This is a genomic window from Leifsonia araucanica (assembly GCF_051161895.1).
Classification (GTDB): domain Bacteria; phylum Actinomycetota; class Actinomycetes; order Actinomycetales; family Microbacteriaceae; genus Leifsonia.
This window is the reverse complement of record NZ_JBMBTW010000002.1, coordinates 3229834-3247515: the sequence shown is the minus strand read 5'-3', so window position 1 is coordinate 3247515 and position 17682 is coordinate 3229834. Positions and strand designations below refer to the sequence as shown.

Sequence of the window (17682 nt, the reverse complement as noted above, 5' to 3'; positions counted from 1 at the left end):
CCATGACGACGCAGAACGGCACGCAGAGACCTCCGCGGAATCCCTGGCTGCTGCCGACCCTGTCCGGCTACCACCGGTCGTGGATCGGCCGCGACGTGCTCGCCGGCCTCTCGGCGGGAGCGGTGGTCGTGCCGCAGGCGATGGCGTACGCCACCATCGCGAACCTCCCCGTGCAGGCCGGACTGTACACCTGCATCGTGCCGATGATCGTCTACGCGCTGCTCGGCGGCTCCCGTGCGATGAGCGTGTCGACCACCTCCACGATCGCCACGCTCACCGCCACCACGTTCGTGTCGGCCGGGGTCGTCTCCGGCTCGGACGACATCCCGCGCGACCTGGTCACGCTGACGCTGCTGGTCGGCGCGATCCTCGCCGTCGCCCGGCTGCTGCGGCTCGGATCGCTCGTGGAGATCATCAACAAGCCGACGCTGCTCGGCATCCAGGTGGGCGTGGGTGCGACGGTGGCGCTCGGCCAGCTGCCCAAGCTGCTCGGGGTCTCCCAGACGACGACGGGCAGCGGCTTCATCCGCTCGTTCGTCACCGTGGTGGAGGCTGTGCCGCACGCCAACCTCGCCACGGTGCTGCTGTCCGTCGGCTCCGTCGCTGTGCTGTTCCTGCTCAAGCGCTTCGCCCCGCGCGTGCCCGGCCCGCTGATCGTGGTGGCGGCGGGCATCCTGCTCAGCGCGTTCGCGGGTCTGCCGGAGGCCGGCGTCGACCGCATCGCCCCGGTGCCCGGCGGTTTCCCGCTGCCGGCCTTCCCCTCGTTCGAGCACATCGTCGCCCTCCTGCCCGGCGCGTTCGCCATCGCGGTGATGGCCTTCCTCGAGACGACGGCGGTCGCCCGCGGCCTCCGCGGCACCGGCGACCGGACGATCGACAACAACCAGGAACTCCTCGCTGACGCGGCGGCCAACCTGGTCGGCGGCATTTTCCAGACCCTCCCGGCGGCGGGCGGCTTCTCGCAGAGCGCGGTCAACCGGGATGCGGGCGCCCGCTCCCAGCTGAGCGCCCTGGTCACGGCGGGCCTGGCCGTGCTGGTCGGGCTGTGGCTCGGACCGGTGGTGAGCCTCCTCCCCCAGGCCACGCTCGCCGCCCTGGTCTTCGTCGCGGTGTTCGGGCTGATCGACATCTCCTCCCTCCGCCGCCTCTGGCGGATCAGCCGCCGCGACTTCGCCGTCGCGATCGTGACGATGGCGGTCGGCCTGACCGCCGGGCTGCTGCAGGCGGTGCTGGTGGGAGTGGTGCTGACCCTGATCCTGCTGCTGTCCGCGCTGAACAAGCCGCGCATCCGGGTGGCGGGTGGTGACGGTGGCGGTGGTGAAGGTGGTGGCGGCGAGCTTGTCGTGACCCTGCTCGCGCCGCTGTACACGGCGAGCATGCTGGCGACGGAGCAGGCGGTGCTGGAGGCCGTCGACGCCACCCCGGGCACCCGCCGCGTCACCGTCGACTGCTCGGTGATGCAAGACGTGTCCGTGACGGTGATCGAAGGCCTCCGCGACCTCGACCGCGAACTCACCGGTCGCGGCATCACCCTCGCCCTGACCGGGTTCGCGCCAGCGGTGCTCGCGATGCTGGAGCGCACAGACTGGTTCCGGATGCTACGCGAGGCCGGGCGGGCGGGTTAGGCCACCGCCTAGGCCACCGCCACCCCCGCGATCTGCGTGTTGAACGGCAGCAGTGGCGTGTGCACCCGATACCGCTCCACCTCCACGCTTTCGAAGCCGGCCGCACGCACCGCGTGTTCGAGTTCGCGCTCGCACGAGCATCCTTCGAACGTCCACGCCCACGGCCGGCGGAACAGCCGCTGGGCAGCTCGGGTGGGTGTGCCGTCGTCCGCCGCCACGTGCTCCACGAAACGGAAGGTGCCGCCCGGTCGCAGGATGCGCCTGACCTCCGCGAGCACGGCCGCCGGGTCGTGCACGGTGCAGAGCACGAGGGAGGAGATGACGGTGTCCGCGCTGTCGTCGGGGAGGCCGGTCTGTTCCGCCGTGCGTTCGCGCAGGTCGAGGCGCACGTCGTAGCGACCGGCCGCATCCCGCAGCGCCGGGTGCATGTAGCGGTTGGGTTCGATGGCGATGAGGGTCGCGCCGGGCGGGAGGTAGCCGAGGTTGGCGCCGACGCCGGTGCCGAGTTCGACCACCACGGGAGGAAGGTCGGCGAAGACGCGCTGCTTCTGGTGCCGGAGGCTGCGTTCCAGGGTCGGGCCCATCGCGTGGAAGAACGCGGCGTTGAACCGGCCGCGTCCCGGGTGCAGGTCGAAGTCGGCCGGTGCAGGGGTCGGGGCCGGGGTCGGTGCCGGGGCTGTCGTGTCGCTGTCTGTCATGGCTCCAGCGTGCGCCGCCGCCGCCCCGCGGTCAGGCGTGGAACTACCTCAGTTCGCCCGGCCCTGCCTGCTCGTGGCGGGCGGCGTACCACGCGGCGATCTGGGCACGCGACCGGAAGCCGAGGCGCACCCGGATGCGCTCGACGTGGCCTTCCGCCGAGCGTTCGTCGATGCCGAGGCTGGCGGCGATCTCGCGGTTGGTGCGTCCGGCGCTGACCAGCGCCGCCACCTCGTCCTGCCTGGGCGTCAGCCGTCCTGCCGCGGTGCGGGATGCTCGCAGGCCGATGAATCGGCGGATCGTCGCCACGAGCGCGTGCGTGTCCCCCGCCCACGGCAGGTGGGACCGGCCGGGCAGCACCACGAGCTGCGCGCCAGGGATGCCGTCGGCGAGCGCTACCGCCTGCGCGACGGGCGCGGCCCTGTCGTGCTCCCTGTGCACCACCAGGGTGGGCGCCTGCACCCGTCCGACCACGTCGCCGATGTCGAGCGCGTAGCTCAGTTCGAGCAACGACCGGGCCGTGGATGCGGTCGACGCCGCCCGCTGGTAGCGCGCGAACGCCGCACGGGAACCGGCCGGCGCATCCGGAGCGAAGATGTCGGTGAGCACGTCGGAGCCGAGCCCCCAGTGCGACTCGACCAGCGCGAGCACGCTGTCGCGCACCTCCGGGGTCGCGATGGTGGCGCCGGAGACCCAGCCGCCGTAGAGCACGAGCCGCCGCACGGACTCCGGATGCGCGGCCGCCCACGCCGCGGCGACGGGCGCGCCCATCGACGCGCCCATCAGGTCGAACGGCTGCGGTCCGAGGGTGGCGGCGAGCGCATCCAGCTGGGCGAGCTCCTGCTGCAGCGAGGGCGGGCGTCCGGACGGCGCAGACAGCCCGGTGCCCGGCCGGTCGTAGCGGACGAGCGTGCAGCCATCGGCCAGTCCTTCGTAGAAGGCGCGCTCCTCCGGCAGCTCCCAGCCGCGTTCGAGGTGGCTGAGCCAGCCGGAGACATACAGCAGCGGGCGGCCGTCGCCGACCGTGGCGAACGCCATCCGGGCGCCGTCGCCGGTGGTCAGCCAGCCGATGCGTTGCTGCATGCCCCCATTGTGGTCCCGCCGGGCCGTCAGCGGCGCCCGTCAGCGGGGCCCGAGCTCGACCGCCCGCTCCACCAGCGTGCCGAGCAGATCCGGGTAGCTCAGACCCGCCTCCGCACAGAGCCGCGGGAAGTGCGAGCGCGCGGTGAGCCCCGGCATCGTGTTGACCTCGTTGAGCAGCACCGTGCCGTCCTGCTGCACGAAGAAGTCGACGCGGGCGAGGCCGTCTGCGCCGATCGCCTGGAACGCCTCCACGGCGAGCTGCTGCAGTCGCGGGATGAGCGCCGGATCGACGCGGCCGGGAACCTCGATGGCCGGGCCGCGTCCGCTGTACTTGCTGTCGTAGTCGAAGAACGCCCCGTCGCCGGCGACCGTCACCCGCGACGGACCGGTGGTGCGGGTCGCGCCGCCTGGCGTCCGGTAGACGCCGATGCTCACCTCGTCCGCGCGCACGGCGGGCTGCACCAGCGCGAGCGTGTCGTGGGCGAGTGCAGTCCGCACGGCGGGGGCGAGAGCATCCAGCTCGGAGACGAGGGATGCGCCGACGCTCGACCCTGCCCTGTTCGGCTTCACGAACAGCGGCAACGGCAGGCCGCGCACCGCATCCGGTAGCGTCCGCACCGCGTCGACCACGCGCGTCTCGACCATCGGCACCCCGGCGGCGGACGCGACCCGCCAGGTCATGGCCTTGTCCATCGCGAGCGCGCTGGCCAGCACGCCGGACCCGACGTACGGCAGCCCCGCGAGCTCGATCGCGCCCTGCACCGTCCCGTCCTCTCCGTAGCGGCCGTGCAGCAGCGGGAAGACGAGGTCGACGCCGCGCCACAGCTCGGGGCGGACGCCGCGCGGCTGCCCCGGCGCGGCCACCGCGCCCAGCGCATCCACCTCCGCGGCGTGCCACACCCCGGCGCGGTCGATGCCGACCGGCCGCACCACGAACCCCAGCCCGCGCAACGCGGCCACCGCATCCCTAGCCGATCGCACAGACACCTCGTGCTCGGAGTTGGCGCCGCCGTACAGCACCGCGATCGTCGTGTGCGCCCTAAGCAACGCGTGCCGCCCCACGGTGCACCCGGTGGATGCGCCCGCCGAAGCCGGTCATCACCTCTTGCGGGATGGTGCCGGCCCACTGCCCCCACTCGGCCAGCCCGGGCTCCCCCGCCTCCGGCTCGCCGAGGACGACCACCTCGTCCCCCTCGCGCACCTCGGCGCCCACCGGGGACGCATCCACGATCAGCTGGTCCATCGAGACCCGGCCGACCACCCGGCAGCGGCGACCCAGGATGCTCACCTCCGCCCGGTCGCCGGCCGCGCGCGGGATGCCGTCGGCGTAGCCGAGCGGCACGAGCGCCAGCACCGTCTCCGCCGGCGTGCGGTATTCGCCGCCATACGAGACGGGCGTGCCGGGTGGCACCCTCCGCAGCTGCACGATGCGGGAGGTCAGCCGGACGACCGGCCGCAGGTCGTAGACGCGCCCGTCCACCGGCTGCACGCCGAACAGCGCCTGTCCGCAGCGCACCAGCGAGAACCGGGTCGCGGGATGCGCGAGCGCCGCCCCCGAACTGGCCAGGTGCAGCACGTCGGGGGTGAGACCGGCGACGACGGCCACCTCCACGGCCTCGCGGAAGGCGTCGACCGCGACGGCCGTGGCCGATGGATGCGGCTCGTTCGCCCTGGCGAGGTGCGACCACACCCCCACCACCCGCACCGTGCCGAACCGTTCCAGTTCGGCCGCCGCACCGCACAGGCGCGCCCAGTCCGCCGGCTCCGCACCGCCCCGCGACAGTCCGGTGTCGACTTCGAGGTGCACGCGCGCCGTGACGCCGATGGCCCTCGCGTGCGCGGCGACGGCGTCGAGCATCCGCTCGCTCGGCACCCCCAGCTCGACCCCCAGCCGGATCGCGGAAGCGAGGTCGGTGAGCGGGTCGGCGAGCCAGGCGAGCAGGCGCGCGGAGATCCCGGCCGAGCGCAACTGCAGCGCCTCGTCGACCGTCGCGACGCCGAGCGCGGACGCTCCAGCACGTAACGCTGTACGCGCGACGGTGGCCATCCCGAGCCCGAAGCCGTCCGCCTTCACGACGGCGAGCACGGGCACCCCGGCGACCGCGCGCAGCACGCGGACGTTGTGGGCGATGGCGTCGTGGTCGACGGTGAGCGTGGCGAACGGGACGGCCGCGGCGACGGCGCCGGACGGTGAAGCTGTCGTGACGGAGAGCATGCTCCGACGCTACGGATGCGCTGTGTGCCGCCGCGTCATCCGGTGGTCGCCGCAGCATCCGTCGCTCGATGTATTGCAGGACGGGTGGTCACATTCCGCACGCCCCGGCGGTCTTAAGGGTATGAACATCTCCGCGTTCCTCCCCCGCCCCCTGCACCACCGCGCCGTTCGCGAGCTGCGGCTGGCGGCCGTATCCGGCGACGCCGACCGGCTGGAGTCGATGCTCGCCCCGGATGTGGCCGTCGTGGTCGATTCCGGCGACGACGAGCATCCAGCGCTGCGGATGGTGAACGGCACCTTCGACGCCGTCTCGCTGCTGCTGCACAGCATGGCGAGGAAGCCGGAGCTGGAGGTGGTGGAGCGGCCGGTGAACGGTCAGGCCGGGCTGCTGCTCAGCGCCGGCGGTGAGACGACGGCCGCCATGACCGTCGACTTCGCCGGGGCGCTGATCAGCGTGATCTGGGTGCGCCTGCACCCGCAGGCTCTGCGGCGCGGTCACCACGTGTGACCGGCTGCGGAGGCTCGACGCTCCGAGCGACCGGGCTGACCCTGTCTTCGAAGAAGAACCGGGAGACACCCGCCCGCACCCTGCTGACCATCCCGAGATGCCCGCGCGCGTCCGGCCGTGCCTGATACGGTTCGCCGTCGCTGGTGTTCGTGAGCCTCCAGCGTTCGTGCTCGTCGAGCTGCTGGTGCACCTCGACGTACTCGCCGCCCGGAAGGCGCACGATCCGTCCGGTCTCGAAGCCTTGCAGCAGCAGTTCGCCGTCCTTCGTCCGCAGCGCGAGGCAGACCCGGCGGGTGACGGCGAACGCGACGAGCGGGCCGACGACGACCGCCGCCTGGTAGACGTGCACCACCGTCTCGATGCCGAGCTGGAAATGCGTCGCGACCAGGTCGGCGCTGCCAGCACCCCACAGCGCGCCGTAGAAGACGATCCCCGCCACCCCGATGCCGGTGCGTGCCGGGGTGTTGCGCGGACGATCCAGGATGTGATGCTCGCGGGCGTCGCCGGTGATCCACTCCTCCACGAACGGGTAGAGCAGCACAGCGGCGAGGTACGCCCCGACGACGGCCAGCGGCACGAGGATCGCGAGCGTCCAGGTGCGGCCGAGCCAGACGAACTCCCAGCCGGGAGGCACGAGCCGCAGCGCCCCGTCGAGGAACCCGGTGTACCAGTCGGGCTGGCTGCCCGCCGATGCGTCGCCGCCCGACGACGGGCCGTACAGCCAGATCGGGCTGACGGTCACCGTCGCAGCGACCAGGAACAGGAGCCCGGTCACGATCGCGAACAGCCCTCCGGTGCGCACGGCCGCGTTCGGCAGCACGGGGACGCCGACGACGGCGCGTTCCGTCGCACCCTCCCTGGCGAACTGCGGCGGCCGCTCCACGTACGCGATCCGGATGCGCCAGACCAGCAGCCCGACGAGTGCCGCCGGGACGATGAGCACGTGGACGGGGTACAGATGCTCGATGATCTGCCCGGGGAACTCGCCGCCGAACAGCAGAGCGGACGCCCACGTCCCGACCACCGGGATCCCGAGCACGATGCCCTCGACGATGCGCAGGCCGGTGCCGGAGAGCATGTCGTCCGGCAGCGCGTACCCGCTCCACCCTCCGGCCAGCGCCACGATCAGGAGAAGGAACAGCAGCACCCAGCTGAGGCGGCGCGGCCGGCGGAACGCTCCGGTGAAGAACGTGGTCAGCAGCTGCAGGATGAGCGCGGCGGGCAGCAGCAGCGCCGCCCAGTGGTGCACCTGCCGCATCAGCAGGCCGCCCGGCACCTCGAACGAGATGGCGAGTGTCGACCGCATCGCCTTCGACATGGTCGCCCCACCGAGCGGGGCGTACGCACCGCCGTAGACGACCTGCGTGCTGGACGGCGCGTAGAAGAACATCAGGAAGACGCCGCTGACGAACACGACCACCACGCACGCCAGCGAGACGACGCCGAACATGTTCGTCCAGTGCAGCGTGATGTGCCGCTGCCGGAGCTCGGCGGCGAGCGCGGTGAGCCGTCGCCCGAGCGCCGTCCGCTTGGCGATCCCGGTCGCGGCCCTGTCGGTGATGGAGCGCCTGCGCGGGCGCCGGTCAACGGGCATCGGAGGCTCCTGACGCGGCCGCCGCGAGCGGCTGACCGCCGTGGAGGAACGCATCCCGTGGGTGCTGCACGGACAGCAGCGAGACGATGTCGCGCCCGAACGGCACCGCCGTCACCCACACCAGGAACACCCGGATCTTGCGCTCCCACGTCGGGATCGCCAGCACGTGGTACCCGCGGTGCATCACCCAGGCGAGCAGCCCGGTGATGACGATGCCGCGGTACTGGAAGATGCCGCGCCCCAGGCCGAGCGTCGCCACGACCCCGAGGCTGCGGTGCAGGTACGGTTTCGGCTGCTCGCCGCGCAGGGTCGCCGCGATGTTCTTCGCCAGGCGTTTGCCCTGCCGCACGGCGTGCTGGGCGTTCGGGACGGTCGTGGCGCCTGGGACGGTGGATGCGAGGTCCGGGACCGCTGCGTCGTCTCCAGCCGCCCACGCATCCTGCACAGGCTCCTCGTCGGTGCCGACGCGCAGGTCGGCTCGCACGATCACCGAGCCTCTGGCGTTGACCGGGAGGTCGGTGTGCTTCGCGACAACGGGGTTTGCGGCGTTGCCGGCGGTCCAGACGATCAGGTGCGCGTCGAACTCCTCACCGGTCGACAGCACGACGTGTCCGTCCTCCGCCGACAGCAGCTGGCTGCCCAGGTGCACCAGCGCACCGCGCTCTTCGAGGTGACGCACCACCCACCTGCCCGGCTTCTCCGTCACTTCGGGCAGGATGCGCCCGCTCGCTTCCACGAGATGGAAGGCGAGGTCGGAGAAGCGCAGCTCTGGGTACGACTTCAGCAGGGCGGTCGCCAAGGACAGCAGCTCGCCGAACCCTTCGACACCGGAGAACCCGCCGCCGACGACGGCCACCGTCAGCAGCTTCGTGCGCTCAGCGCCCTCCGGCAGCACCGAGGCGCGGTCGAACGCGGTGAGCAGGCGGTCGCGGATCGCGACGGCCTCCTCCACGTGCTTCATGCCGATCGCGTGCTCGGAGAGCCCGGGGATGGGGAAGGTGCGGGTCACGGCACCCGCGGTCACGACGATGATGTCGTAGCCGACCGTGAACTCGGGCCCGTCGACCGGAGCGACGGTGACGGTCTTCGTCGAGTGGTCGATCGAGGTCACCGTCGCGGGGATCACGCTGGTCCTCCGCAGGTGCCCGCGCAACGAGACGGCCGCGTGCCTCGCCTCGATCGACCCGGCCGCCACCTCCGGGAGGAACGGCTGATACGTCATGTACGGCCGCGGGTCGACGATGGTGATCTCCGCCTCGTCCCTCCGCAGCATCCCCTCCAGCTTCCAGGCCGTGTAGAACCCGGCATAGCCGCCACCCACCACAAGAATCCTTCGCACGATGTTCTCCTGTCTCACTAGATAAGACAGCCGGGAGGGCGCGAATGTGACAGGTCGGGGCACACGAAGAACCCCCGCCCACCGGGATGGGCGAGGGTTCCGTGCGCGCGACGCTCAGTTCCCCCCGGCAGCGCCCAGCCACTCCTCGAAGCGGGTCGGCCCGATCCGCAGCGCTGTGATGGCCGGGTCGTTCCCCGGCACCAGGGACGTGTCGCTGACCACCCCGCCGTAATACCCAGCATCCGGGTCGGCCACCACGGTGCGGGTGTCGCCGCGCGCTTCGAGCACGCGGCGGCCGAGGTCGGCGAGGCGGAGCTGTTCCGGTCCGGCGAGTTCGGCGATGCCGTTGGTCGGCGGCTGGGTGGCGATGTCGGCGAGCGCCGCGGACACGTCGGCGGCGGCGATGGGCTGCATCATCACGGGCGAGAGGCGGATGGTGTCCCCGTCCGCCGCGCCTTCCGCGAGCCGCGGGATGAACTCGAAGAACTGTGTGGCGCGCACGAAGCTGTACGGCACACCGCTGGCCGTGACGATGTTCTCCTGCGCGACCTTGGCTCGCATGTAGCCGATGTCGTGCATCCGGTCGGCGCCGACGATGGACAGCACGACGTGGTGCCCGACCCCCGCTGCCTTCTGCGCTTCGACCAGGTTGGTGGTGGACCGCTGGAAGAAGTCGAGCACGTCGTCGTCGGCGAACGACGGCGAGTTGGGGATGTCGAGGACGACGTCCGCTCCGGAGAGCGCGTCGGAGAGCCCCTCGCCGGTGACGCTGTTCACGCCCGTCGACGGCGACGCGGCGACCACCTCGTGCCCCGCCTGCCGCAGCAGGTCGACGAGCGGCCCTCCGATGAGTCCTGTACCGCCGATGACCACGATCTTCATGGCATTCCTTTCGCTGGATGGTTTCACCAGCTCTGACCGGGCAGCGGGAACCGTTGTGACAGTTCCACGCGATCGGGAGCACCTCGAAGAGCAACGCGTCAGGCGGGCGGCTCCTCCGCATCCGGGACGCCCCCTGCGCGCTTGGCGTCCTTCCTGTCTTTCGCCTCCGCGCGCATGATCGCGCGGGTCTCGCTCAGGTCGCCGATGGCCGCGCGCCAGACGCGGGCGCGCGGGTCGGCGTCGACCAGCAAGGCGCGGACGAGCAGCGTCAGCGGAACGGCCAGGATGGCGCCGATCGCTCCGAGCACGAGTGCCCAGAACAGCACGGAGAAGAAGGTGAGCGTCTGGCTCAGCGCCACGGCGTTGCCGACCACCTTCGGCTGCACGACCGACTGCACGACGGCGTTGATGAGCCCGTAGATCACGATGATCGCGATCACCGTCTCCCACCCGCCGGTGAGGTAGCCGAACACCAGAGGAGGCACGATGGCGATGAAGTAGCCGACGTTCGGGATGAAGCTGCACAGGAACGCGAGGATCGCCCAGAGCAGCGCGGCGGGCACGCCGAGCAGCCACAGCGCCAGACCGTTGATGACGCCCTGCACGATACCGAGCCCCGTGGTGACGACCATGTACCTGCGCACGTTCGTCGCGAACGCCGAGATGGCGTAGACGAGGTTCGGCTTGGTCGGCTTCAGCTGCCGCAACAGCGTCGGCGTGTACGCGGCGTCCGCCGGCATCAGGATGAGCATGGTCAGCACGATCACGCCGAACGACAGCAGGCCGAACGCGCCGCCGAGCAGACTGGTGAAGAAGTTGAGGAACTTGGACGGGTCGAAGCCGCCGGTGACCGCCTTCACGTCCTCGGGCCCGATCCCGATGCTGTTCAGCCACGCCCCGACCTGAGCGCCGAACGCCTGCAGTTCCGCCTGATACTGGGGCAGCATCCCGACGAAGTCCGCCATCGCGAAGATCAGCAGCCCGGCGAACGCGGCCAGCAGCGCGAAGGTGGTCAGCGCGACCGCACCCGTCGCGATGCCGGCCGGTGTGCCGTGCCTGGTCAGCCACACCCGCACCGGTTGCGCGCAGATCGTGAGCACGAGCGCGAGCAGGGCGGGGGCGAGGATGCTGCCGATCGCGTGCATCCCGAAGGCGGCGACCACGGCGCTGGCGAAACCGAGCAGGATGCGCACCCCGCGGCCGCCGCCCTGACCGGTCGCCCCTGCCCCGGCGTCTGCGTCTGCGTCGGCGGGCGGCTGCGTCTGCTGCCGCGCGGCGCGGCGGTGGAACGGCCACCACCGCCGCCGCTTGCCGTCCGCCTGCTGGGAATGATCCGTCACGCGGCGCCTCCCTGCTGCCCGCTCGCGCTGATTCAGCGCTTGCTGCGAGGGTATTGCGATCGCCGCCCGGCGTCTAGCAGGAGTTCTGCTCCCCGCTACCCGGCGAGCGTCGGGTCCGCGACGCCGACCCGGGATGCGGTGAGCCGCTCCACCAGGTGCGCGTCCAGCTGCCGGTCGGTGCCGAGTACGACGCGCACGTGCGCTCCCGGCTGGTCGACGGGGCCGAGGCGCTGTCCGCGGAGGTCGCAGATGGTCTGGCCGCGGCCTGGACCGCTGGTCGCATCCACCACCACGTCCACCAGAGGAGCGTTGGTGGCGACGATGCCGCCGACCGCGATGGCGGCGGCGAGCGGGTCGTGCAGGGCGCTGCTGCGGCGGCCGTAGAGCTCGACGTAGAACTCGAAGTAGAAGTCGAGCATCTCGCCGATCGCGCGGGCGAGCGGCACGTCGGAGGCGAGGAGCTGCTGGCGGTGCGACTCCTCCAGCGTGTTCTCGACGGTGACGTCGAGCGGCACGAGCACCACCGGCCACGGCGCGGCGAGCAGTTCGGCCGCCGCCTCCGGGTCGTTCCAGATGTTGGCCTCCGCCACCGGGGTGACGTTCCCGGATGCGTACGCTGCGCCTCCCATCGCCGTCACCACGGCGACCCGCGACGGCAGGCTGGGGTCGATGCGCAGGGCGAGCGCAATGTTGGTGGTCGGTCCGACCGTGATCACCTCGAGGGCGCCGGCGTACTCGTGCGAGAGACGGAGGAGCAGCTGGGCGGCGTCCTCGTCGATCGCCGTGAGGCCGGACTCCGGCAGCTCGACGTCGCCGATGCCGTTCGCGCCGTGCACGTGCGGCGCGCCGCCGTTGAACGCCCTGTTCAGGGCGTCGTGCGCTCCGACGGCCACCGGGATGTCGTGCCGGCCGGCGAGCGCCAGGATGCGCAGCGTGTTCTCCGCCGCCTGCGCTGCGCTCACGTTGCCGCTGACCGTGCCGATGCCGACGAGGTCGATTTCGGGCGACGCGAGCAGGTATGCGAGGGCGAGCGAGTCGTCGATGCCGGTGTCGCAGTCGAAGTAGACGGGGCGGCGCCCGGCGTCGGAGGAGGGGGAGGGGGAAGGGGTGGTGGATGTCATGCGTGGTGCTCCGTGTTTCTGGTCGTGATGCGGGGCATCCGGTGGCCGGATGCCCCGCCGGGGTGGTGCGTCAGATCTGCTGGCCTGCTCGCGGCGCGATGAACAGGCTAGCGATGAGGGCGAGGACGGTGATGCCGACCGAGATCCAGAGCGCGATGCCGTAGCCGGCGAGCGTGCCCTGGGCGACGAACGGCGCGACGATCCCGATGCCGAGGCTGGCGCCGATGCCGAACCCTGCACCGTTCAGGCCGGGCAGTGCCGCCGGCGCGTCCGGCGGCGAGAGCAGCACTCCCAGGCCGTTCATCGTGGTGAGCACGAGACCGTTGTACGTGAGGCCGAGCAGCGCGATCATCGCGATGACGACGCCCTGGTTCTGCGGAAGGAGACTGATGACGACGAGCGCGGCGATGCAGAGCACCATCCCGATCCGCAGGATGCGGATCCAGCCCTGCCGACCGGCCAGCCAGCCGGACAGCGGCGCAGCGAACACGCCGATCAGCGCCGGCGGCGCGAGGAAGAGCAGGGCGGAGGTCGCCGCGTCGAGCCCGAAGCCCACCTTCGAGTCCTGGCTGAGCAGCACCACCGTGAAGTTGATCACCGCGAACACGCCGGACAGGGTCAGGATGGTCGTGGCGATCACGGGCCAGACCTGCCGCGAGCGCAGGTGCTCGACGGCGATCAGCGGGGTGCTGCGGGTCTTCTCGACGAACCAGAAGGCCACAAGCGACGCGATCGTCCCGGCCAGGTAGACCAGGGTGATCGGTGCGGTCCAGCCGGCGGACGACCCCTGCGAGACGAAGAACGTGACGCAGATCAGTGCGATCGAGAGCACGGCGGCGCCCCACCAGTCCATCCGGCCGGCGGAGACCGGCTTGGACGTCTTCGGGACGACGATGAGCACGCAGACGAGGGCGACGAGGCCGACCAGGAAGATCACCACGAAGATCGAGCGGAAGCCGAAGGTGTCGGCCAGCAGACCGCCGAAGTAGCCGTCCACTCCGCCGACGCCGCCGTTGACCGCCGTGATGATCCCGAGCGTCGTGCCGAACACCTTCGCGCTCATCCGTTCGCTCAGGATCACGTACGACAGCTGGAACGCCGCGCTCGACGCCCCCTGCAGAGCACGCCCGATGAGCAGCACGGGCAGGCTCGGCGCGAACATGCAGAGCAGCGTCCCGGCCGCCAGCACCACGAGCACGAGCAGCAGGGCCTGCTTGCGGCCGATGAAGTCGCTCCACCGCGACAGCACGACGCCCCCGATCGCACCGGCGAGGAAGAACAGCGAAGACACCTGGGAAACGGCGCCGACGTCCTCGTGCAGGTCGCGGGCGATGTCGGGCAGCGCCGGGGTGATCATGCTGGCGTTGAGCTGGAACGACAGCACGCCGAGGATCAGGGTGGCGACGAGCGCGACCGCCTTGCCGCCGCGCAACGGCGGCGAGGAGGGGTGGGCAGCGGCCGTGGCGGCGCTGTCGAGCGTGGGGGAACTCACGGGCGACTCCTTTGTCTGGGTTCGGGGTTTACGACCGCACGGGATGCGGTGGGTACGATGTTATACCTCTCTGGTACGACATGTGCACACAATTCTTTTTCGTGGTTGAATTGGGGCACCCCGAGCGAAGGAGCGCACGCGATGACCATGACCGTTGACCAGTTCCTGGAACGCGATCTCACCGCCACGGTCGGTCAGCCGCTGCGCGTCGCCGTGTACTCGCGCATCGCGGAGGGCATCCGCGGTCACGTCTTCCCGCTCGGGTCCGCCCTCCCCCGCGAGACCGAGCTCGGCGCATCCCTCGGCGTCAGTCGCACCGTCGTGCGCGAGGCGCTGATGCTGCTGGAAGAGGACGGGCTGATCGTCACGAAGCGCGGCGTCGGCCGCTTCGTCGCCACGAGCATCCCGAGGGTCGGCCTGGAGGAGCTGCGGCCGTTCGAGCAGGCGCTCTCCGACGGCGACCGCGCCCTCACGGTGCGGCCGGTGGAGTTCACCATGCAGCCCACCACCGACTTCATCTCCAACAAGCTGGCACTCGACCTCGCGGCGAACACCTGGTTCCGCGAGAGCGTGATCGAGCAGGACGGCGAGCCGGTCGCCATCGTGCAGGAGCATTTCCCCGCCGGCCGGTATCTGAGCGATGTCAGCCCGGCCATCGCCGAGCACCTGGAAGCCGCGGCCGAGGCGAAGGCGACCCTCCTCGCCGGGATGATCGAGCGCGTCGGGCCGGTGTTCGGCTCCGGCGTCTGCCAGATCGCGGTCAACGTGGCCGGCGCATCCCGTGCGAAGCTCCTCGACCTGGGAGCCAACGATCCCGTGCTCATCCTCACGCAGACCGCCGAGCTCGACGGAACGCCGATCTACCTCGCCAAGTGCATCGTGTCGACGCGCGTCGGCCACCTCTCCATCGTGCAGGCGTCCCAGTCCTGACCGGCGCATCCGCCCACCGGCTCCGTCGTTTCCTCCCCCGCCCGTCCTCGTAGCAGAGAGAACCTTCAGCGTGCAGAAACTCACCGTCGTCGGCAGCGTCAACGTCGACCTCACGGCCATCGTCGACCGCCTTCCCGAGCCGGGCGAGACCATCGGGGGCGGCCGCCTGCGCCGCGACGCCGGAGGCAAGGGCGCCAACCAGGCGGCAGCGGCCGCACGCCTCGGCGCCCAGGTGCGCATGGTCGGTGCGGTGGGCGACGACGCCGACGGCCAGTGGATGCGCTCAGCGCTCACCGACGCGGGCGTCGACACCGCGCACGTCGCCGCCGTGAGCGAGGCGACGGGCACGGCGCTGATCGTGGTGGACGCCGACGGCGAGAACCAGATCGCGGTGTGCGAGGGCGCCAACGCGCTCGTCGACATCGACGGCGTCGAATTCGGGGCGGACGAGACGGTGCTCGCCCAGCTGGAGATCTCGATGGAACTGGTGACGCGCCTGGCCGAGACGGCCCCCGGCTACCTGGCTCTCAACGCCGCGCCGGCGCGGCCGCTCCCCCGCACCGTGCTCGACCGCGTCGACCTGTTCATCGTCAACGAGACCGAGTACGCCCTGATGCCCGAGCTCCGCGACGCCCCGCTCGTCGCCGTGACGTACGGCGCGAAGGGCGCAGCCCTGCTGGAGCGCGGCGAGACGGTCGCCTCCGTTCCCGCCGTCGCGACGACGCCGGTGAACACGGTCGGAGCTGGCGATGCGTTCTGCGCGGCACTGACCATCGCCCTGCGCGAGGGCTTCAGCCCCGCCGACGCCCTCAGCACGGCGTGTGCGGTGGGAGCGGCCGCGGTCGCGGATCCCGCGTCGCAGCCCGCCCTGCAGCCGCTGGCGACGTACGTCCCCTGACGCTCGGTCCCGCGTCCGGAGTGGTCGGCGTCAGATCTCGACGTCACTGCCCATCGTCACCGTGCGCAATGCAGGCAGCCCGAACCGCGCGGCGGGGTCGGCGGCGTTGTGCGCGAGCGCGACGAACAGCGACCGGCGCCAGCGCACCATCCCGGTCTTCTTGGTGGTGCGGATCGCCCCGCGGGAGATGAAGTACGAGGCTTCCTTGAAGTCTCTGGCGTCGAGCGGGAGCACGCCCGCGTAGCAGGCGGCGCGGAGCGCGCGCGGGATGTCCGGCTTGTCCGAGAAGCCGAACCGGATCGTCAGGTGCTCGATGCCGTCGTCGGTGTATCCGAGCTCGTCGTAGGTGAACGCCTCCAGCGGCGGCACGTGCGGCACGGACGCCGTGCTCATCGAGACGATGATGACGGACTCGTGCAGCACGTGGTTGTGTTCGACGTTCGCGCGGAGGGCGAGCGGCGTACTGTCCTTGTTCGGGTGCGGGAACACCGCGATGCCGGGGACGCGCGGAAGGTTCTTCGCGCGGATGTCCTCGATGAACTGCTGGAGCGAACCCTCCTTCTTCTTCCGGTCCTCCTGCACAAGCAGCCTGCCGCGGCGCCAGGTCGTCATCACCAGGATGACCGCGCCGGCGATGAGGAGCGGCACCCAGCCGCCGTTGACGATCTTCGAGAGGTTGCCGGCGAGGAACGCCAGCTCGAGCCCGCCGAACACGATGGCTGCCGCCGCCATCTTCCACGGCCCCCAGCCCCACAGCGGCCGGGCGACCAGCACGAGCAGCAGCGTGTCGACCACGAGGGCGCCGGTGACGGAGATCCCGTATGCGGTGGACAGCCGGTCGGACGACCCGAACGCGAGCATCACCGCCAGCACCCCGATCAGCAGCAGGGCGTTGATGGCGGGCAGGTAGACCTGGCCGCCCTCGCGGCGGGAGGTCTGCCGCACGGTGAGCGGCGGAAGCAGCCCGAGCTGCACGGCCTGCCGGGACAGCGAGAACGCCCCGGAGATGACGGCCTGGCTGGCGATCACGGTCGCGGCGGTCGCGAGGATGACCACCGGCAGCCTCCCCCAATCCGGGATCAGCAGGAAGAACGGGTTGGCCTTCGCCGCCGGATCGTGCAGCACCAGCGCGGCCTGCCCGAGGTAGTTGATGGTGAGAGCGGGGAAGACCAGGAAGAACCAGGCCCTCCGGATCGGCGAGCGCCCGAAGTGGCCCATGTCGGCGTAGAGCGCCTCGGCGCCGGTGATCACGAGGACCACGGCACCGAGCGCGATGAACGAGATTGCAGGGTGGGAGAAGATGAAGACCACCGCGTAGCTGGGCGACAGGCCGAGCAGCACCGACGGGAACTGAATCACCATACCGAGACCCGCCGCGGCGAGCACCACGAACCACAGCACCATGATCGGGCCGAACAGCACGCCGACCCTTCCGGTACCGTAGCGCTGCACGAGGAACAGGCCGACCAGGATCACCGCGGCGATCGGGATGACCAGGTGCGAGATCGCCGGCACCGTGACGTGCAGACCTTCGACGGCGGAGAGGACGCTGATCGCGGGGGTGATGATCGAGTCTCCGTAGAACAGCGAGACCCCGACGATGCCGATCACGAGCAGGATGCCCGCCTTGCCCGCACGCTTCGCATACAGTCGCTGCGCCAGCGCGGCCAGGGCCATCACCCCGCCCTCGCCGTCGTTGTCTGCGCGCATCAGGATGCCGAGATACTTGATCGACACGATGATGGTGATGCTCCAGAACATCAGCGAGATGACGCCGAACACGTCGCCCTCGTTGGCGCGCACGGCCCCGCCGTCGAGCAGGAAGACCGTCTTCAGGGCGTAGAGCGGGCTCGTCCCGATATCGCCGAACACGACCCCCAGCGCTGCCACCGCGACGACCATCAGCGACCCGCGGCGGCCACCAGGATGACGGTGAGGCTGCATTGTCGCCACGTTACC

Annotated in this window: 15 protein-coding genes; 4 read left to right on the top strand and 11 right to left on the bottom strand. The window is 71.2% G+C overall.

Going from position 1 to position 17682, the window contains the following annotated elements; all coding sequences use genetic code 11:
• The first annotated feature begins 2 nt into the window (after positions 1–2).
• The gene (locus tag ACN6M5_RS15715) at positions 3–1625 is read left to right on the top strand and encodes a SulP family inorganic anion transporter (protein WP_434951242.1); all 1623 of its coding nucleotides are present in this window, start codon (positions 3–5) and stop codon (positions 1623–1625) included.
• An 8-nt stretch (positions 1626–1633) separates the two neighbouring features.
• Here the strand turns inward: ACN6M5_RS15715 and ACN6M5_RS15710 are convergent, their stop codons facing one another.
• Genes ACN6M5_RS15710 through alr form a run of 4 tightly spaced genes read right to left on the bottom strand, consistent with a single transcriptional unit; the run spans position 1634 to position 5619 of the window.
• The gene (locus tag ACN6M5_RS15710; protein ID WP_434951240.1) at positions 1634–2323 is read right to left on the bottom strand and encodes a class I SAM-dependent methyltransferase; all 690 of its coding nucleotides are present in this window, start codon (positions 2321–2323) and stop codon (positions 1634–1636) included.
• Between the two features lie 43 nt (positions 2324–2366).
• Positions 2367–3404, bottom strand: coding sequence for an alpha/beta fold hydrolase (locus tag ACN6M5_RS15705; RefSeq protein WP_434951238.1), 1038 nt, complete (start codon positions 3402–3404; stop codon positions 2367–2369).
• Positions 3405–3443: 39 nt separating this feature from the next.
• Positions 3444–4451 carry a D-alanine--D-alanine ligase family protein gene (locus ACN6M5_RS15700; RefSeq protein ID WP_434951236.1) on the bottom strand — a complete coding sequence of 336 codons (1008 nt, stop codon included), beginning with the start codon at positions 4449–4451 and terminating at the stop codon, positions 3444–3446.
• Positions 4444–5619: an alanine racemase gene (gene alr / locus ACN6M5_RS15695; protein ID WP_434951234.1), complete on the bottom strand. Its 1176-nt coding sequence runs from the start codon at positions 5617–5619 to the stop codon at positions 4444–4446. The genes ACN6M5_RS15700 and alr overlap by 8 nt, the downstream gene beginning before the upstream one ends.
• 121 nt (positions 5620–5740) lie before the next feature.
• Here alr and ACN6M5_RS15690 point away from each other — a divergent pair, with 121 nt between their 5' ends.
• Positions 5741–6127 (top strand): sigma-70 family RNA polymerase sigma factor family protein, encoded by a 387-nt coding sequence (locus ACN6M5_RS15690; RefSeq protein WP_434951232.1) that lies wholly within the window; start codon positions 5741–5743, stop codon positions 6125–6127.
• Here the strand turns inward: ACN6M5_RS15690 and qcrB are convergent.
• The 6 genes from qcrB to ACN6M5_RS15660 all read right to left on the bottom strand — a co-directional run bounded on the left by qcrB (position 6069) and on the right by ACN6M5_RS15660 (position 13895).
• Positions 6069–7721 (bottom strand): cytochrome bc1 complex cytochrome b subunit, encoded by a 1653-nt coding sequence (gene qcrB, locus ACN6M5_RS15685; protein ID WP_434951230.1) that lies wholly within the window; start codon positions 7719–7721, stop codon positions 6069–6071. The genes ACN6M5_RS15690 and qcrB overlap by 59 nt on opposite strands.
• The gene (locus ACN6M5_RS15680) at positions 7711–9060 is read right to left on the bottom strand and encodes an NAD(P)/FAD-dependent oxidoreductase (RefSeq protein ID WP_434951228.1); all 1350 of its coding nucleotides are present in this window, start codon (positions 9058–9060) and stop codon (positions 7711–7713) included. Before ACN6M5_RS15680 ends, qcrB begins: the two co-directional genes overlap by 11 nt.
• Before the next feature lie 114 nt (positions 9061–9174).
• Entirely contained in the window at positions 9175–9942 is a 768-nt protein-coding gene (locus tag ACN6M5_RS15675) for an SDR family oxidoreductase (protein WP_434951226.1), read from the bottom strand.
• Between the two features lie 98 nt (positions 9943–10040).
• Positions 10041–11282 (bottom strand): AI-2E family transporter, encoded by a 1242-nt coding sequence (locus ACN6M5_RS15670; protein ID WP_434951224.1) that lies wholly within the window; start codon positions 11280–11282, stop codon positions 10041–10043.
• Positions 11283–11377: 95 nt separating this feature from the next.
• Complete coding sequence (locus ACN6M5_RS15665; protein WP_434951222.1) at positions 11378–12403, bottom strand: nucleoside hydrolase; 1026 nt, start codon at positions 12401–12403, stop codon at positions 11378–11380.
• Positions 12404–12473: 70 nt separating this feature from the next.
• On the bottom strand, positions 12474–13895 hold the full coding sequence (locus ACN6M5_RS15660; protein ID WP_434951220.1) for an MFS transporter: 1422 nt from the start codon (positions 13893–13895) through the stop codon (positions 12474–12476).
• A 141-nt stretch (positions 13896–14036) separates the two neighbouring features.
• Between ACN6M5_RS15660 and ACN6M5_RS15655 the strand changes: the two genes are divergently transcribed.
• Complete coding sequence (locus ACN6M5_RS15655) at positions 14037–14825, top strand: GntR family transcriptional regulator (RefSeq protein WP_434951218.1); 789 nt, start codon at positions 14037–14039, stop codon at positions 14823–14825.
• 70 nt (positions 14826–14895) lie between these two features.
• Entirely contained in the window at positions 14896–15723 is an 828-nt protein-coding gene (locus ACN6M5_RS15650; RefSeq protein WP_434951216.1) for a PfkB family carbohydrate kinase, read from the top strand.
• A 30-nt stretch (positions 15724–15753) separates the two neighbouring features.
• On the opposite strand, the gene ACN6M5_RS15645 is transcribed toward ACN6M5_RS15650, so the two are convergent.
• Positions 15754–17667 (bottom strand): potassium transporter Kup, encoded by a 1914-nt coding sequence (locus tag ACN6M5_RS15645; RefSeq protein WP_434951214.1) that lies wholly within the window; start codon positions 17665–17667, stop codon positions 15754–15756.
• Between the last annotated feature and the right edge of the window lie 15 nt (positions 17668–17682).